Origin of the sequence: Fulvivirga sp. (assembly GCF_040218215.1) — a bacterium.
In the GTDB taxonomy this organism is placed as follows: domain Bacteria; phylum Bacteroidota; class Bacteroidia; order Cytophagales; family Cyclobacteriaceae; genus Fulvivirga.
Map to the genome: position 1 here is coordinate 236897 of NZ_JAVJQL010000014.1, position 21714 is coordinate 258610.

General features: G+C 38.5%; 19 protein-coding genes and 1 other RNA gene. 5 read left to right on the forward strand and 15 right to left on the reverse strand.

Annotation, left to right across the window (positions count from 1 at the left end):
* Window position 1 precedes the first annotated feature (1 nt).
* The 5 genes from trpD to RIB54_RS09795 all read right to left on the reverse strand — a co-directional run bounded on the left by trpD (window position 2) and on the right by RIB54_RS09795 (window position 5841).
* Complete coding sequence (gene trpD / locus RIB54_RS09775) at window positions 2-1012, reverse strand: anthranilate phosphoribosyltransferase (protein ID WP_350100748.1); 1011 nt, start codon at window positions 1010-1012, stop codon at window positions 2-4.
* A gap of 44 nt (window positions 1013-1056) precedes the next feature.
* On the reverse strand, window positions 1057-1629 hold the full coding sequence (locus RIB54_RS09780) for an anthranilate synthase component II (RefSeq protein ID WP_350100749.1): 573 nt from the start codon (window positions 1627-1629) through the stop codon (window positions 1057-1059).
* The gene (locus RIB54_RS09785) at window positions 1626-3035 is read right to left on the reverse strand and encodes an anthranilate synthase component I family protein (protein WP_350100751.1); all 1410 of its coding nucleotides are present in this window, start codon (window positions 3033-3035) and stop codon (window positions 1626-1628) included. The genes RIB54_RS09780 and RIB54_RS09785 overlap by 4 nt, the downstream gene beginning before the upstream one ends.
* Window positions 3036-3504: 469 nt before the next feature.
* Entirely contained in the window at window positions 3505-3663 is a 159-nt protein-coding gene (locus RIB54_RS09790) for a 30S ribosomal protein THX (RefSeq protein WP_350100752.1), read from the reverse strand.
* A 99-nt stretch (window positions 3664-3762) separates the two neighbouring features.
* On the reverse strand, window positions 3763-5841 hold the full coding sequence (locus RIB54_RS09795) for a M13 family metallopeptidase (protein WP_350100753.1): 2079 nt from the start codon (window positions 5839-5841) through the stop codon (window positions 3763-3765).
* Window positions 5842-6017: 176 nt separating this feature from the next.
* Here RIB54_RS09795 and RIB54_RS09800 point away from each other — a divergent pair, with 176 nt between their 5' ends.
* Window positions 6018-6506 carry a hypothetical protein gene (locus tag RIB54_RS09800; RefSeq protein ID WP_350100754.1) on the forward strand — a complete coding sequence of 163 codons (489 nt, stop codon included), beginning with the start codon at window positions 6018-6020 and terminating at the stop codon, window positions 6504-6506.
* 9 nt (window positions 6507-6515) lie between these two features.
* Window positions 6516-6740 carry a hypothetical protein gene (locus tag RIB54_RS09805; RefSeq protein ID WP_350100755.1) on the forward strand — a complete coding sequence of 75 codons (225 nt, stop codon included), beginning with the start codon at window positions 6516-6518 and terminating at the stop codon, window positions 6738-6740.
* On the opposite strand, the gene RIB54_RS09810 is transcribed toward RIB54_RS09805, so the two are convergent.
* A complete protein-coding gene (locus tag RIB54_RS09810; RefSeq protein ID WP_350100756.1) occupies window positions 6737-7090 on the reverse strand; it encodes a hypothetical protein in 354 nt (117 codons plus the stop codon). The two genes, RIB54_RS09805 and RIB54_RS09810, sit on opposite strands and share 4 nt — an antisense overlap.
* A 92-nt stretch (window positions 7091-7182) precedes the next feature.
* Here RIB54_RS09810 and ffs point away from each other — a divergent pair.
* An RNA gene (gene ffs / locus RIB54_RS09815) (signal recognition particle sRNA small type) lies at window positions 7183-7281 on the forward strand.
* A gap of 8 nt (window positions 7282-7289) precedes the next feature.
* On the opposite strand, the gene RIB54_RS09820 is transcribed toward ffs, so the two are convergent.
* Window positions 7290-9095 carry a carboxypeptidase-like regulatory domain-containing protein gene (locus RIB54_RS09820; protein WP_350100757.1) on the reverse strand — a complete coding sequence of 602 codons (1806 nt, stop codon included), beginning with the start codon at window positions 9093-9095 and terminating at the stop codon, window positions 7290-7292.
* Between the two features lie 364 nt (window positions 9096-9459).
* Window positions 9460-10482 (reverse strand): T9SS type A sorting domain-containing protein, encoded by a 1023-nt coding sequence (locus RIB54_RS09830; RefSeq protein WP_350100758.1) that lies wholly within the window; start codon window positions 10480-10482, stop codon window positions 9460-9462.
* Between the two features lie 387 nt (window positions 10483-10869).
* Here RIB54_RS09830 and fsa point away from each other — a divergent pair, with 387 nt between their 5' ends.
* Together fsa and RIB54_RS09840 are read left to right on the forward strand one after the other, a co-directional pair.
* Window positions 10870-11529, forward strand: a complete 660-nt coding sequence (gene fsa, locus RIB54_RS09835; protein WP_350063178.1) for a fructose-6-phosphate aldolase — start codon at window positions 10870-10872, stop codon at window positions 11527-11529.
* Window positions 11529-12242, forward strand: coding sequence for a cell division ATP-binding protein FtsE (locus RIB54_RS09840; RefSeq protein WP_350063177.1), 714 nt, complete (start codon window positions 11529-11531; stop codon window positions 12240-12242). Before fsa ends, RIB54_RS09840 begins: the two co-directional genes overlap by 1 nt.
* Here RIB54_RS09840 and RIB54_RS09845 read toward each other — a convergent pair.
* The 7 genes from RIB54_RS09845 to RIB54_RS09875 all read right to left on the reverse strand — a co-directional run bounded on the left by RIB54_RS09845 (window position 12239) and on the right by RIB54_RS09875 (window position 21700).
* Entirely contained in the window at window positions 12239-12778 is a 540-nt protein-coding gene (locus RIB54_RS09845) for a hypothetical protein (RefSeq protein WP_350100761.1), read from the reverse strand. The genes RIB54_RS09840 and RIB54_RS09845 overlap by 4 nt on opposite strands.
* Window positions 12768-13325: an RNA polymerase sigma factor gene (locus tag RIB54_RS09850; protein ID WP_350100762.1), complete on the reverse strand. Its 558-nt coding sequence runs from the start codon at window positions 13323-13325 to the stop codon at window positions 12768-12770. Before RIB54_RS09850 ends, RIB54_RS09845 begins: the two co-directional genes overlap by 11 nt.
* Before the next feature lie 62 nt (window positions 13326-13387).
* On the reverse strand, window positions 13388-14101 hold the full coding sequence (locus RIB54_RS09855) for a tetratricopeptide repeat protein (RefSeq protein WP_350100763.1): 714 nt from the start codon (window positions 14099-14101) through the stop codon (window positions 13388-13390).
* Between the two features lie 76 nt (window positions 14102-14177).
* Window positions 14178-15599, reverse strand: a complete 1422-nt coding sequence (locus RIB54_RS09860; RefSeq protein ID WP_350100764.1) for a CCA tRNA nucleotidyltransferase — start codon at window positions 15597-15599, stop codon at window positions 14178-14180.
* An 81-nt stretch (window positions 15600-15680) separates the two neighbouring features.
* On the reverse strand, window positions 15681-16700 hold the full coding sequence (locus RIB54_RS09865) for a PorP/SprF family type IX secretion system membrane protein (RefSeq protein ID WP_350063172.1): 1020 nt from the start codon (window positions 16698-16700) through the stop codon (window positions 15681-15683).
* Window positions 16697-20506, reverse strand: a complete 3810-nt coding sequence (locus tag RIB54_RS09870; RefSeq protein WP_350100765.1) for a PKD domain-containing protein — start codon at window positions 20504-20506, stop codon at window positions 16697-16699. Before RIB54_RS09870 ends, RIB54_RS09865 begins: the two co-directional genes overlap by 4 nt.
* 147 nt (window positions 20507-20653) lie before the next feature.
* Window positions 20654-21700 (reverse strand): PorP/SprF family type IX secretion system membrane protein, encoded by a 1047-nt coding sequence (locus tag RIB54_RS09875; protein WP_350063170.1) that lies wholly within the window; start codon window positions 21698-21700, stop codon window positions 20654-20656.
* Between the last annotated feature and the right edge of the window lie 14 nt (window positions 21701-21714).

A 21714-nucleotide genomic window follows, 5' to 3' on the forward strand; every position in this document is an offset into this window, starting at 1 on the left:
TTTAATGATTTGAGATCGTAGTTTTCTTATTTATCAAATTTTTAAAAGCGCTCAGTGCCTTGCCCGATTTCAGGGATTCATCAGCCCTGGCAATGGCTTCTTCGTAAGACTGCGATTGATCAGTACAATATAGTGCCATTCCTGCATTTGCCAGTACAGCATTGGTTTGCGCTTTAGTCCCTTTACCCTTTAACACATCCTCAAAAATTTTGGCTGCCGATTCTATAGTACTTCCTCCATATAAATCCTGAGGTGTTACAGAAGTAAAACCCAGTTGTTTTGGAGACAACACCTGTTCGCCACTATTGGTTATCATTTTAAAGTCCCCTGTTAGCGATATTTCGTCATAACCATCCAAAGCATGAAGTATCACAAAGCTCTTGTTTGTTTTCTGGTATAGATAACCATATAGTCTGGCGAGCTCAAGGCTAAAAACACCAACTAACTGATTCTTAGGAAATGATGGGTTAACCATAGGTCCCAGCATATTAAAGAATGTCTTTACTCCCAAATCTTTACGTATAGGAGCTACATTTTTCATGGCAGGGTGAAAAAGAGGTGCATGCAAAAAGCATATGTTGGCTTCATCAAGGCTCTTTTTTAGCGTATCAATATCATTGGTGAATTCATAACCAAAATGTGCTAACAAGTTGGACGAACCACAAACCGAACTCACACCATTGTTACCATGCTTGCCCACTGCCTGTCCGGCACCTGCTACAACAAATGAAGCCAGTGTAGAAATATTGAATGTATCTCTACCATCGCCACCAGTACCGCAAAGATCAATGGCATTGTATTCATCAATCTCAACAGGAAGGCAAAGCTCCAGCATCGCATCCCTAAACCCTTCCAATTCATCAACGGTGATGCTTCGCATCATATACACCGTTAAGAATGCAGCAACCTGACTATGATTAAACTTTCCATTTGCAAGATCGATCAATATTTGACGTGCCGTCTCTTTATCTAGCGTATCGTGTTCGAATAATTTATATAGTATTTCTTTCATTTTTTTTGAGTAGCTAGTAGTTAATTCTCTTCAAGAGGGGATTTCTAGTGTTTCATCCAATTTTCAATCATCGTTATTCCATGTTCTGTCATTATAGATTCAGGGTGAAATTGTAAGCCCTGAACGTCATATTCCTGATGTCTTAAACCCATAATCAGTCCTTGATCATCTTCGGCAGTAATGCTTAAAGGTGATGCAATAGACTCCTTTTTTACAGCCCATGAATGATAATGAGCACCAATAAACGATGCTGGAATTCCTTTGAATAAATAGTTTTGGTTATCTAGCACATTTATCTGTCCTGACATACCATGCTTAACTTCTTTCATATTGAAAAGCTGTGCTCCGAAAACTTCGGCAATGGCCTGATGTCCAAGACAAACCCCTAATATGGATTTCGATGAAGCATAAGTTTTTATCAATGACTTTAAGATTCCAGCTTCATCAGGGATACCTGGCCCTGGGCTAAGCAATATTTTATCATAAGCCTCCACTTCATCAAGCGCAATCTTATCATTTCGGGCTATAGTCATTTGTGGCCCGTAACCAAGCTCCTTGATGATATGAACAAGGTTATAAGTGAATGAATCGTAATTATCCAGAACTAGTATCTTCATGATGCTCCGTTAATTGTTTGCGCCATATTCAATGCATTTCTTAAAGCTGCCAGTTTGTTATCCACCTCTTTCAGCTCACTTTCGGGAACAGATTTAGCCACTACTCCTGCGCCAGCCTGGTAATGCAGCACATTATTTTTACTCAAAAATGATCTGATCATAATGGCATGGTTAAACTCTCCATTGAACCCAAGAAAGCCAATGGCACCACCATAATAGCTTCTGCTTCTATTTTCATATTTATCTATCAGTTGCATGGCCTTATACTTTGGTGCCCCAGAAAGGGTGCCCGCAGGAAATGTGTCGCCAACCAATTGTAAAGCCGAATCATTTTCATTCAGTTCTCCAGACACTTTGGACACCAGGTGAATCACATGGGAGTAGTACTGTATCTCTTTAAAAACCTCTACACTCACCTTCTCTGCACTTCTGCTCAAATCATTGCGTGCGAGATCCACTAGCATAATGTGCTCTGCATTTTCCTTTTCATCTTCAGATAGTTTCTTTGCTAATTCTGCATCTGCAGTGTCATCACCTGTTCTTCTGAAGGTACCAGCTATAGGATATATTGTTGCCTTGTTATTACTGATCGTAATCTGAGATTCTGGTGATGAGCCAAAAATCTTAAAGCTGCCATAATCGAAGTAAAATAAATAAGGCGATGGATTAATAGACCTTAGCGCGCGGTACACATTAAATTCATCGCCTTTAAATTTTTTCTGGAATCTTCGGGAGAGGACAATCTGAAAAACATCACCCCTCAAACAATGGTTTTGACCATTCTTTATAATCTCTAGAAAGGTTTCATCATCATAATTGGAAGACTCCTCACCTACCATCTCAAACCCAAATTGTGGATCATCATGTCTTTTTATTAATGAAACCAAATTTTCGATCTGAGATTCATTGTCACCTTCAAGCTGATGTTCAAATAGATAAAGCTCATTTTTAAAATGATCAATTACAATCACAAAACGGTACATCCGATACATGACAGTAGGAATATCTTCATTCTTATTATTAAAAGTAATGTCTTCAAATTCCTGAACAGCATCGTAGCTCATGTATCCAAAAAGGCCATTGATGCTAAATTTAAATTCATGAGGGTCATTACTAAAAGAAGCCTTAAATGCCTCCATTTCTTTCACCAGGCTGCCTTTCTTCAAATCAGATTCCTCTTTTGACAAGTCAGGATACTGCCTGATTAACTTCTTGCCCTCCACTGAAAATGATGCTATTGGAGAGCAACAGATATATGACATGCTGTTGTCATTGCCATGATAGTCAGAACTTTCCAAAAGAATGGAGTCGGCATACTTATCTCTTAGTCTTAAATACAAACTAACCGGAGTCAGCGTATCTGCCAGAAGTTTCTTGTATTTCGTTTTTATTTTAAATGTTTTCATATATCGTTTTTTAAACAAAAAGGCCTTGCGAGTGAACACAAGGCCTTTTTATCAGACATAGCAAGTGTGTTCAATCCTTATGAATTGTTATGTGCCACCACCAGTTTAAAATTTGCTTGTTTTTCATTTTTGTTAATTAAAAAAGGCTTGCTGAATGAACAGCAAGCCTTTAGATTATATTTTTATATACAATAACGCTGTCCACTTCCTATTTAAGGAAATGCCACCACCATGCGTTATTTGTAAAATTTTTCTTCATTGTGCTTCAAATATAGAATCTGCTTTGATATATAAAAATACTTTATGTTTATTTTTTGAAAAATAAAGGAGGTGTCTCAAAAATATTAAATCTCGTCTTTGCGAGGAATCGAAGCAATCTCATGACGGTTTATACCCATTTAATGGAGATTGCTTCACTGCGTTCGCAAAGACGCTTAACTTTTGAGACGCCTTCTGAAAGCAACATTTGCTATGCTTTTGTTTTCTTAGCTGCAGCCTTCTTTTTAGGCTTTTCTTTCACTTCAGCTGCCACAGCCGATCCCTTTTTACTATCAGCCCGTCTTCTTGTTACACCGAAGGTACCTTTGGCTATTTTACCTCTTCTTGTTTTAATATCTCCTTTTCCCATTGTCTTTTTAGATTTTTGTTGAAAGATTAATTAAGCCATAAAGTAAAAAAACCTCTGGTAATTAAGCCAGAGGTTCTTCTAATTATTAAGAATCATTAGTTACCAAATCTTCACTCTGGCACTATCTGCTCTGTACATACCGTCCCCTTCTTTTACATCAAAAGCTTTATAGAAAGCTTCTAAGTTAACAAGCGGTCCATTGGCTCTGTACATTCCCGGAGAATGTGGATCTGTAAGCACCTGGGTTCTTAGAGTCTCATCTTTGTATTTAATTCTCCATACCGTTGCCCATGACATAAAGAATCGCTGTTCTGGAGTGTATCCATCAATTAAACCGGGATTTCCATTGGCAGCTAAATGTCTTTGTAAACCATCATAAGCGGCATTTATTCCTCCCAGGTCACCGATATTTTCGCCTAAAGTGAATGCCCCATTTACATGCACACTATCCAATGGCTCGTAAGCATCATATTGAGCTACCAACATTCCTGTTCTTTCCTTAAAGTTCGCAGCATCCTCGTCAGACCACCAGTTTTTCAAGTTACCTTCAGCATCAAATCTACTTCCCTGATCATCAAAACAATGAGATATTTCATGGCCAATTACCGCTCCAACACCTCCATAATTAACAGCATCGTCTGCTTTGTAGTTGTAGAATGGTGGCTGCAAAATAGCTGCCGGGAATACAATCTCATTAAATAATGGATTAAAATATGCATTAACCGTTTGTGGGCTCATGCCCCACTCCTTTTTATCAACTGGCTTACCGAGTTTGGCTACCTGACGTTCAAAGCCAAATTTAGCTGCGTTCATCAGATTCTGTGCGTATGAGCTAGTTTCAGGGTCACCATTAACCTCTAAAGCACTATAATCCCTCCACTCATCAGGATACCCGATTTTGACCGTCATGGTCTTAAGCTTCTCCAATGCCTTTTCCTTTGTAGAATCTGTCATCCAATCCAATGCCTTGATTCTTTCAGCAAAAGCAATTTTGATATTCTCTACCATTTCCAAGGCCTTCTGCTTGGCTTCTGGAGGGAAAGTTTCATCTACATACAATTTGCCAATGGCTTCTCCTAATGAGCCGTTGGTTGTTCCAAGCACACGCTTCCATCTCGGACGCATTTCTTCCACTCCATTTAATTCTTTACTGAAGAACTCGAAGTTGGTCTGAACGAAGTCATTGCTTAAGTAAGCCGCTGCGCCATCAATTAACCTCCATCTTAAGTATTCTTTGATTTCAGCCATAGGAACCTTGGTAGCAATTTTTTGAAACTCTTCCATAAACTTAGGCTGAGTAACAATTAAGGTGTCAACCCCAGTTACACCCATATCTGCCAAGTACATTTTCCAGTCAATTGAGGGAACAATTTTAGAAAGCTCACCTAAAGACATTTTATTATACAAGGCTGGAATATTCCTTTGCTCAACATTAGTCATAGAAGCATTGGCCAATTTTGTTTCTAATGACATTATCCTTTTTGCCTGAGCTTCAGCAGAACCTGCGTCATCACCAAGCAGTTGAAGCATTCTTGCAACGTGTTTAACGTACTTCTCACGAATCTCTTTAGACTTGCCATCTTGCTTAGTGTAATAGTCTCTATCAGGGAGCCCTAATCCACCCTGACCAAGATACGTACCCATCACTTTGCTATTTTTCAAATCAGGAAAAACGCCAAATCCAAAAAATGCACCTCCACCATAGGTCTCTTGCTTAGATAAATATTTCTGTAAGCTAGCCACATCACCAATGGCTGCTATTTGCTCAAAATGTGGTTGTAAAGGTTGAACCCCTGCGCGCTCAGCAAGTAACGAATCCATGCCTATAGCATAGAAATCAGCTGCTTTACGTTGGTCAGTACCGGCTGCGTATTTATCGCTTTTGGCTGCAGTTTCAAGTACATTCAAAACAGTCTCATTAGTCTGCTCTCGCAATTCGTTGAAACTGCCCCACCTTCCCTGGTCTCCGGGTATTTCAGTTTTATCGATCCATTTTCCATTCACAAATCGAAAAAAATCATCTGCCGGACTAACAGTGGTATCCATCAATTCAAGATTGATGGCCACTACTTCAGGTGCTTCAGTTGCTGCCTCTGGTTTCTCACCACATGACTGCCAAATAAGGGCTGCACCCAGTATGGCTGCCATTGGCTTCACATTAAATTTGTTTATTCTCATCGTAGTATTTTTTGGTTTTTGATTTAAAGGGAGCACCAAAATATTCATTTTTATTCAATCCCGCCTCAAAAATCCTGACTAACGGTCATTAGTTTAGATTAGCACCTCATTTGTGGTTTATGTGTTGTGAGCAAACTTTCCTTTTTGTATTTTGTTATTAATTAAAACACGAAGGCATGGCAAAAGCTAATAATGAAATCATTCTGGTGCTGAGAAAAACAGCCAAAGAGTTATCGAAGGCATCGACCTATCAGTGGGGACATATGGGAAGCTGTAACTGCGGATTTCTTGCTCAGCAGATCACTAAAATGAGCAGCAAAGAGATTCACTCAAAAGCCATGCAAAAACATGGCGATTGGAATGAACAGTTGAATGATTATTGTCCTACCAGTGGGTTGTTGATGGATGACCTTATTAGCCAAATGCTTGATTTTGGTTTTGACTCAGACGACCTCAAACATCTTGAGAAATTAAGCGATAAGAAAATATTACAATGCGTGCCTATTGAAGAGCGACATCTTCAACACAACAATAAAAATGATGTGATCAAATACCTAGAAACATGGGCCGCCATGCTAGAACAATCTCTTATCAAAAATATTGAGTTGCCAGCAATTGATGTTCAAAAAATCAGAAAGAAACGTGCTACCTTTGCTGAGGTTTAAAGCTTATTTATGATTCACGAATATTTCAAAAAAGATTTTGGCGACTTTAAAATTATTGTTCAATTAAATCCCAAAACCTTCGAAGGTGTTGAGTTGACCGTTCACTTAAACAAAGAGATTGAAAAAAGGCAGATGCAATTTGATGCTGAAATATATGATGACTTCAAAGAGGATAATTTTATAAAAGCAAGCCCGTTAGAGTTCAACCTTTACCTCAATGGCATAAGCGATTAATAGACCTCCCATTCCAGACTATACTTAGCCGCCTCTCCTTTTTCAGCTTTTAGGTCAGTTCTGAAAGGCCCTCCTCTTTCGTTAATCAACATACTAAATGTTCCAAGTTTATCATTAGGTGTCCAAAAATCATATTCCCATAGTTCCATACTCACTGTTTCATCTTTATTGATACCTTCTATATTGTGAGCTACCTTATGATCACCTTCTTTCATTTTTACATATTTGGCATCAACTGGCCATATCTTTTCTTTCTTAATCTTTAAGAAAACTTCATCACCATCACTTTCATCTTGTCGATAACAAGAAAGGTTTAGTATTCTTAACTGGTATTTCACATTATCTGCCATGAGTAAAGGTGGTTTTGAATTATGAATTTATAAAAGATATGGCAAAGTGAGAATATAATTTTAACAATTGATTTATTCGGCTTAACTTTGCCTTGGCAAATCAGTACGACCAGCTCCTGCTGAACTCCCCCAGGACCGGAAGGTAGCAAGGGTAAGCGGTTGTAGCGGTGCGATACTTGATTTGCCTTTTTTATTTCCCCTATTCTTTAAAGTAAGAAACTGTTAACACAGCATTCAGAGTGGATTGCAATTCAACCCATTGTCCATGACTGGTTTTTCTTTCAAAGGTTCTATATTCTTTATTATTAGAAGTCCTTTTGTCATCTACCATTAACCCTGTAAAAGGTGGAAGGCTCTTAAACCCAGGCCAGTTCATCATATTGCCATGATACTTGAAATAATGTGTCGAGTCATTTTCAACCACCATTTCAACCTTTTTATTACCAAGCAAATATTGTCTTTCCTTCCAGTCTCCCCACTCCTTTAGCCCAATAAGTAAACTATCACGCTGTTTTCGATCTTCAAGCCATTCAAAGCCTACAACTATACTTTTATTGTCAAACACTAAATCATAGTATGAAAGATCAAAGTTTAACCAACCAAACCTTTTTGCTTTTCGCAAAATGATTTCCCTTTTTAAGAGTTCTTTTCCCGGCTTATTTCCTAAAGAATCCCACTCATAAAAGTGCAATCTAAATGTTGCGGTATCCTTTGAGTTATACATTAGCCTTAGTTGTAACTTATCAATAAAAAAAACATTCTCAGATGGGTCTAGTAGTATTGCCACTGTACCTCCGCCCATAATTGTATCAAAAGGCAACACACCTTCTTTACCTTTCATCCAGCCGAGTCTTTCCCTTTTCAACCTGGCTTTTTTTGAATACACCTTTACTTCTTCTAGTATCTGAGCCTTAGGTTTTAACTCTAGTTTATAAAGCATGTCCATCTCCGTGATTTTAAAAGTCTCAGTTTCATAGCCAATAGATGAAACAGTAATTTCCTCATTCATAAAAGCAAGTGGGACTTTGATTTCAAAACTTCCGTCAGGGTCTGACAGGGTACCAACATTCTTATTTATGATGCCAATGTTCGCATATGGAATAGGTTCATTAGTTTGAGCCTTCTTAACCTCGCCTTTAATGGCAATTTCACCATGCCTATGGGTAAATTGACATTGAGTGATTTCTAATTCACCCCTCACCAGTTCTTCCAGAGAATACAAACATTGATCATATTGAAGCACTTTATCAAGATCAATAATTAATGGATTTTCAAAATCACGCTTGTAATAAGTGTAAATTCTTCTTGCTTTTAAATCATAAATATTTGAGTAAACCGTCAGTTCTTCTTGATGTGTATTGACTAATATTTTTTTCATATTAGCTACACTAGCCATATCATTTTCCAATATTAGCTCCTCTGCTTTCCCATAACGCCAGCATTTAGGTTCCTCACTGAGTTCTGGTTGCCACGGATTGAAGTTAGTTTGAAGAAGGTAGGATTCTTTAATCGATTTAACTTCAATATTTCCATCTTTCACACCAATTATTATTGCGCCACCTGTAGAATCAGCCAGAAAAACATGTGCCTCTTCCAGATCAGGCAATTGGTAATGAGAAAGTAATTTCAATGCATCTTCTACAGTGGAGCACTTATCAAGGACTTCCTGCCATATATAGCCATCAAAATGAGTTCTTTCAGGTAAATGATTAATTTCTTGATAAGGAGTATAGGCAGCATCAAAAAACAAACCTTGGTCATTAATACCTCCTTGCGCCCATTTTTCATCTTGGAAAGTAAAAATTAGAGAACCAAATCTATTCTCGTTAGGGGCATTCACTTTGATGGCCGCATTATCTTTAAACCAGTCCTCATGATTGCCAATTATTGTACGCTGGTCATCTTTCAGACAAAGTATTAAGCACGCCCTAGATGAGCCAAAACTGAAAACCAAAACGAACAAACATGCAAAAATGGTTTTATAAACTACAGAGATATGTTTCATTATAAGCTAGATGAGGATTCTTAAGCTTTAGTTGCATATCCGAACCAATTAAGAATCCTACACTACAGGGAGTTATTAACTCAAGAGTGTTTTTACTCACATAAAATTCTTTATTGATACCGCAAATCCAGATAACATCAATCAAGCCTTATACCTTGATGTTCTTAATGGAGTTACTACCAACACTATATTTATGGCCAAAGAAGGGATTACCAGAGAAGTTCATAATTGTTGCACGTCCTCACTAGCATGAAAAGTAATGCATCGTAACCGTGCGATACTTGATTTGCCATTTTTATTTTTAGCATTCAAGTAAGGTTTACAACAAAAATACAGATAATTCTGAAGGAGACTTTAGGTCAAACTATTGCTTAATGAACCTTTTTCTAACCGCTTGGCCTTCAAATACAACCTCAAGTAGATACACTCCGACTGCAAGCTCGCTCACATCCAATTGTGCCTCATGGATGCTAGTATTGATGGGAACGCTTAAAAGTTGGCCACTTCTGTCTCTAACCAAAATATAAGCATTGCTTAAATCATTGGAAGCAATAATATTTAAAATATTATTAGCAGGGTTTGGGTAGGTATCTAATACGCCAATTTGTTCATTATTCACCCTCGCTGGTTCAAAGTATTCGATTGTTCCATCATAGTCTGTTTGTGTTAAGCGGTAATAGGAAAGGCCTGGCAATGGGTGCTTATCTATAAAAAAGTAGCTGTTTTCATTTATTGAATTACCAGCCCCATCAATTGTAGCTATGCCTGTCCAATTTAAAGCATCATTTGAACGCTGGATGGTAAAAGATTCATTATTAATCTCTATTGCCGTTTTCCAAATAATTTCCACCGAGCCGGCAGATACTGAAGCCGTGAACTCAATTAATTCAATCGGAAGTGGATTACTCAGACCTACAGGCCATGACGAAGCTTCAGGTGCAGTATAATTTCCCTCAACATCACCGCAATTGGAGGAACAATTGTCACCAGACCAAAACGTTTCACCATCTACAGAAATAAAGTGCGTATCGCCACCGAAAGCCGTGCCGTCTTGCATCTGGCCTCCGGCCTCCATAATTACCCCAGAATCAGGTCCGGTAAAAGTAAGACTGCCATAATTAGGACATACTCCACACGTACTTTCCATTACCAAAGTTCCTTCAATAATCAATATGGTGTTATTCATTGTATGATCACTTCCCGGAACTGTTACATTAACCCCTGCTGGTATTAAGATAACTTCGTTATCACCTGGCACTCCACTTGGGCTCCATGTCGCTGCTGCATTCCAATTTCCTGTTGAAGCTGTTTTGGTCTGAGCGCAAACTAAGGCTGATGTCAAGCTTATAAAAAAGAAAAGTCCAGTTTTTATTAAGTTATTCAACATGACTATTGCGGTTTTTGAATTAGACCTTGATTATATAATACCTAATTCAAAGGTAAATCAAACCACAGCAAATACTCCAATCAGCAATTTTGTAGTAGTTACTTTGAAAGTGACATTTCACCTTGTCTGACATTTTAAGCTTGATTTAGGTCAATACTTAAGGGATATATTACATGGTCATTCAGTGGCTATTGGCACCACTATATAAAATATGCCGAAGTTCCGTTTTGCATTAAAGGGGTTTCATATTCCTTATTTCATTATTAAAACCATACAAGTGTTTAAAGCCAGAAAAGTAAAAACAGAAATGACCCTTTAGCTTTTAGGAAGCTATTGAATTCATATTTAACTTAGCACTACTTTTAACTATCAACCATAATTACTCCTATGAAATTCTTTATTGATACAGCAAATCTCGATGATATAAAACAAGCCTATGACCTTGGTGTTCTCGATGGGGTGACCACCAACCCTTCATTAATGGCAAAGGAAGGCATAACTGGTGATGCAAATGTTAAAGCTCATTACAAAGCTATCTGCGACATTGTAGATAATAATGTAAGCGCAGAAGTTATCGCCACTGATTTTGCTGGCATGGTAAAGGAAGGTGAAGAATTGGCTAAGATAGATGACAAGATTGTAGTAAAAGTGCCAATGATTAAAGATGGTGTGAAAGCTATCAAATATTTTAGTGATAAAGGAATAAGAACTAACTGTACGTTGGTTTTTTCTGCCGGACAAGCCCTTTTGGCTGCTAAAGCTGGTGCCAGTTATGTTTCTCCATTTATTGGAAGGTTAGATGACATCTCGCATGATGGACTTAGTCTTATAGAGCAGATCGTCCAGATTTATGATAACTATGGTTACGAAACTGAGGTATTGGCCGCAAGCGTAAGACACACCATGCACTTGGTACAATGTGCTGAAATTGGAGCTGATGTAGTTACTTGCCCATTAAAAGTGATTACAAGCCTGTTGAACCACCCTCTTACTGACAGTGGTTTAGCGGCATTTTTAGCAGATCATAAAAAAGCCAGTCAAAAATAATGTCGTTTTCCAATGACCCGGTAGTTAAAGTTCAGGATGCCTGCATCTTTCAGGATAATAATACCGTCTTGAGTGATGTAAACTTTGAGCTTGAAAAAGGCGAATTTGTCTTTTTAATTGGCCGCACGGGTGGTGGAAAATCTTCATTGTTAAAAACACTCTATGCTGACCTGCCATTGAGGCTGGGTCAGATTAATGTTGCCGGTTATAATATCGGCAACATTAGAAACTCTGAGATACCTATGCTCAGGAGAAAAATTGGTATTATTTTCCAGGACTTTCAATTATTCCCTGACCGTACGGTAGCTGAAAATCTGACTTTCGTAATGAAAGCTACTGGCTGGAAGGAAGGCTCTAAAATAAAATCAAGGCAGGCCGAAGTGCTAATGCAAGTGGGTTTAGGCTCAGTGGGCACTAAAATGCCGCATCAACTCTCTGGTGGTGAGCAGCAGCGTGTCGTTATTGCCAGGGCTTTAATCAATGACCCAGTAATGTTAATAGCAGATGAGCCAACTGGAAATCTTGACCCCGAAGTTTCGCAAGGTATCTTCAGACTTTTTCAGGACATTAACAAAAAAGGAACTGCCGTTCTCATGGCCACTCATGATCATAATCTGGTTAAAGGGCAGACAGTAAGGGTATTAAAATGTGAAAAAGGGAAGCTATTGGACTCTACTAAAGAAAAGTTTGAGATTAAAACAAATCTATATTAAACACTGGCGTCATCATCAGAGGCATTAACTTCTTCCTCAACAACCTCACTTTTCTCCAACTCATCAATCTTGCCATTTAGAACGTCAATACGCACAAGCATATTGAGAATAAGAGCATCTACTACTTTCTTGCTTGGGTTGATTTTTAGCTCTTCTTTCAGCACTTGATACATCGCATCAAGTTTCTGTAAGTCTTGCTCAAAATCAACTTCTATAGGAGTTTCCTGAGTGTCAAAATCATAAATCAGGTCCCGTTTATCAGAAATAATTTGAAAGTAGTACGATTCTATATCCACAAAGTCTTCGGATATCTGCCCTTTTTTAGCGATAAGCTCATCTTTACTTTCCGCCTTTTGAAAGAATAGGTAAACTGTGCTACAGAAAAAGAGCGTGGCGGCTACCTTCCAAATCCAGCTAAAATTCCTTCCTCCAGAAGAAAGTTTTGAATCAATTTTATTCCAAACCTTTCCTGACGGCTCTTTGTCATCAAAAGCTGATTTATTGGATCTTATGTGTTTATCAAAGTTATCGCCCATAATAAGCCTCCTTTTCTATGATCTCTTTTAACTTCTTCTTTGACCTGTTAAACTGCGATTTAGAGGTTGATTCTGTTATCCCCAAAATTTCAGCAATCTCACCATGGTCATACCCTTCTAGTAAATAGAGCGAAAAAACAACTCTATAACCATCTGGAAGCATATCAACAGCTCTTTTTATTTGACTTATGTCAAACTCGAAACTTTCGTTAAAGATTGGCTCCTCTTCCGGCACATCAGGTAGCACATCCACGGGAGTAATCTCTATATGCTTCTTTTTAATATAATTTAGCGATTTATTTATTACAATCCTTTTAAGCCATGCACCAAATGTGGATACGCCACTATAACCCGCTAAATTTTTAAAGGCACTTACAAATGCTTCCTGCAAAACATCTTCAGCATCGTTTTCATTGTGAACAATCCGAAAACTAACATTATACATCGCTTTGGAATACAATTTATACAGCTCATATTGAGCCATACGGTCTCCCTCAAGACATCTGTCAATAATATCCTGATGTATGTTCAAAGAAGTCTGTTCCAAGCCTTTATACCTCTATTATCAAAGACAAAGATATATGATAGAGGTTGCAAGAGCAGTAAAATTTATTTTAGTGCTTCCAGATTGTCTTTCGCCAGTTGGAAATCCGGAGCCAGTTGTAAAGCTTGCTCATAAAATGATTTAGCAGCGGCCTTATCACCTTGCTCGGTAGCAATAAGACCCTTCAGATTAATTAAGGCCACTCTTATGGGGTACTCTTTTTGAGAGCCATCTGCCAGATTATAAATTGCCTTAAGCTCGTCTATTTCCTTCTTAGCTAACAATATATCAGCATTTGTTTTGCTTTCTGTATAGTTCTTTAATTCATACTGAAGGAATGCAATCTTATACAAAGTGTTAAAATCATCTGTTTTCAAGTACAAAGACTCGTATGTCTCCAGGGCCTTATCCTTGGCACCAATATTATCATAAGAAACCGCAGCTATCTCCAATGCTCCAATATTATCTGGATTCATAGTAAGAACATCCCTTGCTGTAAGCGCAGAAGAGGTGTAATTCTGCATCTGATAATACAATAACGAAAGGGAATATAATATCGAGTCATTTTGTGGGTTCTCAACCAAAATATTGATTAAAGCATGTTTGGCTACATTATAGTCATTATATCTGATCCCTGCCTGATAAGTTCTGGCATAATGCATAGAAAGTACTTGGCCTGCCGTTGGCTGCTGCTGCCTGGTTGCTGGCGTTTGAGGTTGGTCCTGACCAAATGAAACGTTACCTGCTACAAGCAACAACACAATAATCCAATATTTCATAAGTTTTAAAATTTTAATGTTTGAGTTTTTGTTAAACAAATTCAAGTCTGATTCTATTCGCAAAATTTTGCCAAAGCTAATTATTTCCTGATATTTTGACTAACCCCTTTTGCCGGGCCACTTTATGCATGTAATCTAACGCATGAGTACGGTCATTGGGAATCTTTCCTTCCAATATAGCTTCCTTTATTTCCTCCTTTATTTCTCCTATTATCCTGCTTGGATTCAAATTGAAAGCTGCCATTATTTCCTCACCACTTACAGGTGGCTGGAAGTTCCTTACCTGATCCTTCTCCTCCACCTCACGCATTTTTTTCTCAACTTTTTTAAAATTTGATAAATAGCGCTGAACCTTATCATCATTCTTGGAGGTGATATCAGCGCGGCAGAGCGCCATCAAATCCTCAACATCATCACCAGCCTCAAAAAGTAATCGTCTTATAGCCGTGTCCGTAATATTATCCCTCACCAGGGCAATTGGTCTTAAATGCAGCCTAACCAGTTTTTTAACATAATGCATCTTTTCATTCAATGGCAGCTTCAGTTCCCTGAAAATATTTGGAACCATCCTGGCACCTTTATCTTCGTGCCCATGAAATGTCCAGCCAACTTTAGGGTCAAACCTTTTGGTAGGCGGCTTGGCAATATCATGCAATATGGCCGCCCATCTAAGCCAAAGATCATTCGACTTTTCTGCTACATTATCCAACACCTGCAGCGTATGGAAGAAGTTATCTTTATGCGATTTTCCATCAATGGTTTCAACACCGTGCAAATCTACCATTTCAGGGAAAATCAGTTTCAACAAACCACAATGAAAGAGGAGTTTAAACCCGTAAGAAGGCCTCTTTGAAAGGATTATTTTATTGAGTTCATCTGAAATCCTTTCTTTAGAGACAATTTTAATCCTTTCAGCATTCTTGATAATACCTTCAAAAGTCACAGGCTCAATATCAAAATTTAATTGACTTGCAAACCTGACCGCTCGCATCATCCTCAACGGATCATCTGAAAAAGTAATGTCTGGATCAAGCGGTGTTCGAATAATTTTCCTTTTCAGGTCTTTCACACCATCAAATGGATCTATCAAATCACCATAGTCATCAGCATTCAGACTGATAGCCATGGCATTAATGGTGAAATCCCGTCTATTTTGGTCATCCTCCAAGGTGCCATCTTCAACAATCGGCTTTCTGGAATCACGATTATAAGACTCCTTGCGTGCACCTACAAACTCATATTCAAAGCCTTTGCTTTTGATCATTGCTGTCCCAAAATTCTTAAACACCTGAACATTTGATGCGTTGATTTTATCTGCAACTTTTGTGGCCAACTCTATCCCACTGCCAACAGTTACAAAATCAACATCCTTACTTGGTCTTTTTAAAATGAGATCGCGCACATAGCCTCCTACAACAAATGTCTGCTGATGTGACTCACTTACTTCGGAAACAATATTAAATACTGGATACTTATCCAGATTGGGTTTAAAATTCATGCTCGCTTTATATCGAAATCTGTAGCCTTTCAACTACATCAATTCCCAAAGTTAGCATTATTAGCCCTTATGGTGAAGCGGTTATTTGTTAAAGGTTGGGCAAGGGATAAACTTATCCTTCTTTTTTACTTTTGAGCGGAAGGCGATGTCCAATCTGTAAAGCAAAGAAACTTCATGTGCCCCTCCAGAAATAGCACCAAGTTCAGATACTGTAAAGTCATAGCTATACCCTATTTCTATCTGGTCAAACTGCATTCCCAAGATCAAAACAACAGCATCCTGACTTACATTGTCATTCACATTTTGCTGGATAGGAATGCCCCTGTACCAAATCCCAACCATGATAGGCTCATACAAAAAATGCAAACCAACATCGAGTTGATCAAATTCGCCTTGATTTTTATAGATAAAAGATGGGGCAATACTGGAAATACGCTCTCGTTTAAATGCTCCGTTGTATAAAGGAATACGAACCCCGGCATGGATAGAAGTCTTCATAGGTACAACACTTTCTTCGTCAAGTAATGATCTATTTGGTTCGTTTATGTGTGCTGCAGAAAACCCTGCCCAGAAAGTTTTATTATACACCAAAATACCAGCTCCAAAATCAAAGAAACTGGCATTACCAAGACTTCCCGCACTCATATCCGAAGTTGGCACCTGTCCATCTGTCTGAAAATCAAGCTGGTCTCCAAATACCAATTTATCAAAGTCTATACTTCTATTTGAGTATCCGAATGACAACCCAGGGGTTACAATCCACTTGTTGGCCATCTGTATTTTATAAGAATACAGAAAATTAAAGCTTGTAGAAGTCAAATTCGCTGATCCTGCTTTGTCCACAGTGGCCAGAAAGCCCACCCCACTTCTTAAACTCTCCATGTTATAATCATATGAAAAGGCATAGGTGACAAATCCATTGGCAAATGCTGGCCATTGATTACGGTAATTTGCTATAAATCGATGATCTGACCCTGTTCCTGCAAATGCAGGATTCAAATACAATGGAGCCGCATAGTATTGCGAAAACTGCGGATCTTGTGCCAATAAATTTATTGAGCTAATTACAAAATATGATAATATGATTATTCGCTTTATCATCTAATCAGATTTACGTCTCCGTTTCGGGTTATCTTCTGTCCATTTTCAAAGACCAGATTGACTTTGTAGATATATACATCCTGAGGGCACAATTTGCCATTGTAGTAGCCATCCCAACCAATATTTTTATCCTTGCTTCTAAAAAGCATTTCTCCCCACCTATTGAAAATGAACATTTCAAATTCTTTTACACTTTGAGTCAAAGGCAGAAAAATATCATTAGTGCCTGGTTGTCCTGAAGCATCTCCTGAAACAGGCCCTGAAAGGTTTGGTGTAAATGCATTAGGAACTAAAAACCTGCCGTTCATCTGACCTTCAACAATGCTTTCCCGCTTCAATGTATCTGCGCAACCGTTACTGTTCATTGCAATTAAAGTGATATCATAAGTTCCCTCTTCTTTATAATAGTAAGTAGGTTCGGACTCAGTACTCGTACCTCCATCACCAAAATCCCAAAAGAAAGATGTAGCCCTTTGACTATTGTTGTTCGTATAAATAGGGTTATCAGGAACAAAAACAATAGTTGGCCTAACATCAAATTGGGCTATTGGTGTTTCAAATACTTCAATGATCTGTGTCTTAGTCTCGGTATCTGTTTGACCAACACTATTAGATGCTGTAAGACTCACCGTGTAAACCCCTGGTTCAAAATAGGTATAAGTTGGATTAATTGATGTTGAAGTTCCTTGACCAGCACCAAAGTTCCATTGGTAGGAGGCGTCATCTGTAAACTGACTCAAGTTTGTGAACTGAACAGTTAATGGAGTGCAGCCACTGTCTGGATTATAATCAAAATCCACAATTGGCGGATTTGGTGGTATCGGGTTGATGGTAATTGACTTTACAGTTACTTCCTGACAAGTCCCTGTAAAGGCAGTCAAAGAAATAGCATAGGTGCCTGCATCTGCATATGTGTATTCAGAAATATTGGGATCAGAACTGGTATTACCATCTCCAAAATCCCAGGAATAATTCCATGGGCCTGAATTCGTATTGTTAGTTAAAAATACGGTTGCATCAGGTAATGTCTGATTATTGGGTGTAACGTCAAAATCAACATTGATCTCCTGTCGTTGTTCTATTTGAATAGTCTGAGATGACTCTGGACTTTGACATCCTGCAAAATTCGTAGTAATTAGTCCAACTTCAAGGTCAAGAGGGCTTGTCGTCTTGTTGATCAGGTAGTCAAAATTATCACCTTCGGTATTGGAAGAAAACAGCGTTGTTCCATTTATTTTAAGTATCCATTGGTATTCAGTCAACCCCTTTTGTGTCGCATTAAAGTTCAGCATTATTTCATCGCAGGTGGCAGATACCGTATCAATAACAAATCCTGATAAAGGAATAGGATTAACCCTAACTGTTAATGAACTATCATTTGTACAACTACCCGGCAATGTAGTTGTGAGTAGAACATTATAGTCCTTTATGCTCTGTGTAAGGTTATCAAATGTATAATCCAATAAAGGAGTGACCCCAGTACTGATAACATCTACAACACCTGAAGTATCCGATACTGTCCAGCTGTAATCAGTCGGTGACTGATTCTGAGTTTGATTATCTACTCTGAAGGTAACATCCAGTGGACTACAGTTATCATTGAATGGAGAATAGTTGATCGTATTAAAACCAGATAAGGGTGCGGGAAACACAGTTATATCTACAGGAGCACTAACTGTCTGGCAACCATTAGTCGTTACTGAGGTAAGTCTAACAGAGTAAATCACATTTGTTTGACTGTTATTTTCAAACAGCCTGACTAGAGCATTCGAAAAACCCGGATCTGTTGGTGACTGGATTGAATCAACAACAAACCCTCCACCATCGTCCACTTCCCAGATGTACTCATCAATCACATCTGGCTGAGAACCCACAAAATCATTACTAAAATTAACCGCTAGCACACTACATCCTTCAGTCACATCAGGAGTTATTTGAGCAAGAGGTAGCGGGTTAAGTGTTACTGATTTAACTGTAATGTTACTGCATGCATTTTGGTCAGTAGTTACTTGTAAGGCTACATCATAAGTTCCTGGTATGGCAAAATCATAATCAAAAGTGGTTTGGTTATCATAAACAGGATCCTTATTAAAAGTAACTCCATCATAATTAAAGTCCCACTCCCAACTAATTATTGATTCTCCGTTTATCGAGGTCAAAGAGGATAAATCCTGAAATGACACCAATTCTCCTTCGCAAACATCCAGAGCTTCAAAATCAGCATCCGGATCAGAATACACATATACAAACTCCTCCGCTACGCTTTCACATGTTGTTGCATTATCCCTTATGATAAGCACCCCTCTGTAAACTCCCGGATTGCTGAATGTTCTATCATACGGCCCGAGAGGCACTGCAGAAAATGCTCCTGCTGCAGGATCCTCAAAGACAAGACTGTTATTCTCATCATAAAACTCCCATCGCCATCTTGTGTTTGCTGTAGCACTTCCAACTGAGTTGTCCCTAAACCTCACATCAAAACTCTGGCTATTCGAATTATCCTGACAAAACCTAGGGTCTATTGGGTTGTCAGATAAATCTGATAACTCAATACCTGCAACCAAAGAAGGAGATATATCTACGAATCCTTCATAAATTTCAATACACGATCCTTGAGCCGTAGGATCCTCAGCCGTTAACCGTATAAGCTTTTGACCGGGAGAACCAAAGTCAAATGTTGGGTTATTATTCGTGCTCGTATTTAATAGGAAAGTTCCAGTATTGTCATCATAAAACTCCCAGGTAAAGTCAAGCCCTCCAATGCCAGGAGTTTCATTGTCAAAATAAATGTCTTCCCCTAGGCAGAAAGTTGTTGTAATGGCACCAGAAGCATCTCCTCTTCTGGTTATAAAATCTGGTTGAGGTGAGTCAATGATAACAATATAGGCAGTAGTAGAAATGGCTTCATCGTAATTAGGGTTTAAAGGATCTCCATTATACGGGTTACACACATTCCAATTAAACATGGTTATTTCAAATGTATTTCCAATGAGATTATTTACATCTGCGGGGGCGTTCATAGGAAATGTAATTGATACGGGGCCATCTGCAGGAAAAGGAATATTTTCTACAGGCCCGAAATACCCACCTGTTACCATTAGGCCGGCAGTTCCTCTGGTAGTTGGGGTTGCAAGGTTTCCGCTTCCATCTGTTAGGGACTGTGTCCCTCCATCTTCCAGACTCAGATTTAAAATGGTTGAACCGGGATTGTGGTTTGTACCATATACAAATTGAACATGTCGATCCTGCCTATTAGGATTATCAGGCTCAACAGCTATCCGGCAATTGAAGTCTGAGGTATCAAAGAATACGGCATTGGTAATTGGATTGTTAAAACAGACATCATAGAATGTTGGTGAGATTGAAAGATCACCATTTCCATCCTCATCAGTGCCCCAGAAAAAGGCAGTTTGCTGTTGAGCAGAGGTTGGACAAAGCACTCCATTGATATAAATGTATGAAGTTGGTCTTAACGTACAATCATCATTGATAAAGTATGTAAACGGTGGTGCTGAGGCTGTAAATTCCGTATCACTATTTGCCGCAATTAGTCCATTTCCAATATTGACAACCGAAATTTGATTTCCTGGATCATTCCATTCGAAACGAATTTCGATATTTGCAGGAATCTGTGGTGTATTAAAAAAATATGTTATAGTGAAGTCAGTGACCTCGACTGGCGCACAATCCTGATCTGTGTTAAAAGTAATCGCAGTTTGTGGACGTAGGGAATTGCATTGTCCATAAACTTCAGACAGTGACCAATAGAAAAGAAAAAATAAGCCTAAAAAATATTTTGTGTACATGCTTTACAAGGAGTCCTCATAAAGCCAACCAGACATTGTTAATTATGCAAAGTTGGAAAAGGAAACCATTGTAAATCAATGGATTATAATAATAATCGACTAACTACATCTTTGTCTGTTGAATGGAATTATATGTAGACAAATGGATTAATTCCAGAAGCCCTCTTTACTGTTGAAGGTTGGACATGGTATCAGCTTGTTTTTGCGTTTCACCCCTCTTCTAAAAGGCTTAGCTACAAACTCATAAATCAGCGAGATTTCATGTGCGCCTCCAGCCGCTGTTGATAGCTCAGAAATAGTAAAGTCATAACTATAGCCCACCTGGAAAGCATTGAAAAGTAGCGCCAATGAGAACACCAGTGCATCATTTTGCACCTGTTTGTCTTCTATACCCAGATATTGGAACGAACGCTGCAAAGGCACCCCTCTGTACCATACACCAATAGAAACAGGGTCAATATGGTAATTAACACCAAAGTCAAACTGTGAGAACGTACCTTGTCTGCGATAAACAAAACCAGGTGTTAAATAGGAAACCCGACTAATGGTTCTAGGGCCATTATATAATGGTAATTTCATTCCACCATGAACATTAAGTTTCATCGGAAGTCTACTCTCGTTACCTATTAAAGAGATGTTCGGGTTGTTCATATGGTAAGCTGAAATACCAAACCAGAGGGCTCTATTATACATTACTATACCTGAACCTACGTCAAAGTATTGTGCGTTGTCAATTCTTAAAATCTGACTGTCATTTGATCCTGCCTGATCAGAAGCCAGCTCATCTCCCAAAAGCAGCTTACTTTGGTCAATACCCTGCTGTCCATATCCAAAATAGATACCTGGTGAAAACACCCAGTCTTTACTAACCCTAATTTTATATGAATAAAGTAAACCAGCATTGGTTGTTCTCCATCCACCAGTTCCCATTTTATCAGTACTTGCCATTAGCCCAAAGCCACTCTTAAGCTCACCTACAAACATCTCGTAAGAAACGGCATATGTAGAAAACACCTGAGGCAAATTAGGCCATTGCAATCTATGATTAGCAATCAACCTCTGCTGAGGTGTTATACCCGTAAAACCAGGATTTAGATATAATGGAGCATTATAAAACTGAGAAAACTGCGGATCCTGAGCCTGCAACTTGAGACCAGTAACCAAAAGAATCGTAAGCAGTAAAACTTTTTTCATTTCAATTATAGTTC

What these genes read in the sequence shown, in the direction of transcription:
- RIB54_RS09830 (WP_350100758.1), bottom strand. Translation starts at nt 10,482, where the DNA reads ATGTTGAATAACTTAATAAAAACTGGACTTTTCTTTTTTATAAGCTTG.
- RIB54_RS09785 (WP_350100751.1), bottom strand. Translation starts at nt 3,035, where the DNA reads ATGAAAACATTTAAAATAAAAACGAAATACAAGAAACTTCTGGCAGAT.
- RIB54_RS09800 (WP_350100754.1), top strand. Translation starts at nt 6,018, where the DNA reads ATGGCAAAAGCTAATAATGAAATCATTCTGGTGCTGAGAAAAACAGCC.
- RIB54_RS09790 (WP_350100752.1), bottom strand. Translation starts at nt 3,663, where the DNA reads ATGGGAAAAGGAGATATTAAAACAAGAAGAGGTAAAATAGCCAAAGGT.
- RIB54_RS09820 (WP_350100757.1), bottom strand. Translation starts at nt 9,095, where the DNA reads ATGAAACATATCTCTGTAGTTTATAAAACCATTTTTGCATGTTTGTTC.
- RIB54_RS09870 (WP_350100765.1), bottom strand. Translation starts at nt 20,506, where the DNA reads ATGTACACAAAATATTTTTTAGGCTTATTTTTTCTTTTCTATTGGTCA.
- RIB54_RS09780 (WP_350100749.1), bottom strand. Translation starts at nt 1,629, where the DNA reads ATGAAGATACTAGTTCTGGATAATTACGATTCATTCACTTATAACCTT.
- RIB54_RS09855 (WP_350100763.1), bottom strand. Translation starts at nt 14,101, where the DNA reads ATGAAATATTGGATTATTGTGTTGTTGCTTGTAGCAGGTAACGTTTCA.
- RIB54_RS09795 (WP_350100753.1), bottom strand. Translation starts at nt 5,841, where the DNA reads ATGAGAATAAACAAATTTAATGTGAAGCCAATGGCAGCCATACTGGGT.
- RIB54_RS09805 (WP_350100755.1), top strand. Translation starts at nt 6,516, where the DNA reads ATGATTCACGAATATTTCAAAAAAGATTTTGGCGACTTTAAAATTATT.
- RIB54_RS09865 (WP_350063172.1), bottom strand. Translation starts at nt 16,700, where the DNA reads ATGATAAAGCGAATAATCATATTATCATATTTTGTAATTAGCTCAATA.
- RIB54_RS09860 (WP_350100764.1), bottom strand. Translation starts at nt 15,599, where the DNA reads ATGAATTTTAAACCCAATCTGGATAAGTATCCAGTATTTAATATTGTT.
- RIB54_RS09845 (WP_350100761.1), bottom strand. Translation starts at nt 12,778, where the DNA reads ATGGGCGATAACTTTGATAAACACATAAGATCCAATAAATCAGCTTTT.
- RIB54_RS09810 (WP_350100756.1), bottom strand. Translation starts at nt 7,090, where the DNA reads ATGGCAGATAATGTGAAATACCAGTTAAGAATACTAAACCTTTCTTGT.
- RIB54_RS09840 (WP_350063177.1), top strand. Translation starts at nt 11,529, where the DNA reads ATGTCGTTTTCCAATGACCCGGTAGTTAAAGTTCAGGATGCCTGCATC.
- fsa (WP_350063178.1), top strand. Translation starts at nt 10,870, where the DNA reads ATGAAATTCTTTATTGATACAGCAAATCTCGATGATATAAAACAAGCC.
- RIB54_RS09875 (WP_350063170.1), bottom strand. Translation starts at nt 21,700, where the DNA reads ATGAAAAAAGTTTTACTGCTTACGATTCTTTTGGTTACTGGTCTCAAG.
- trpD (WP_350100748.1), bottom strand. Translation starts at nt 1,012, where the DNA reads ATGAAAGAAATACTATATAAATTATTCGAACACGATACGCTAGATAAA.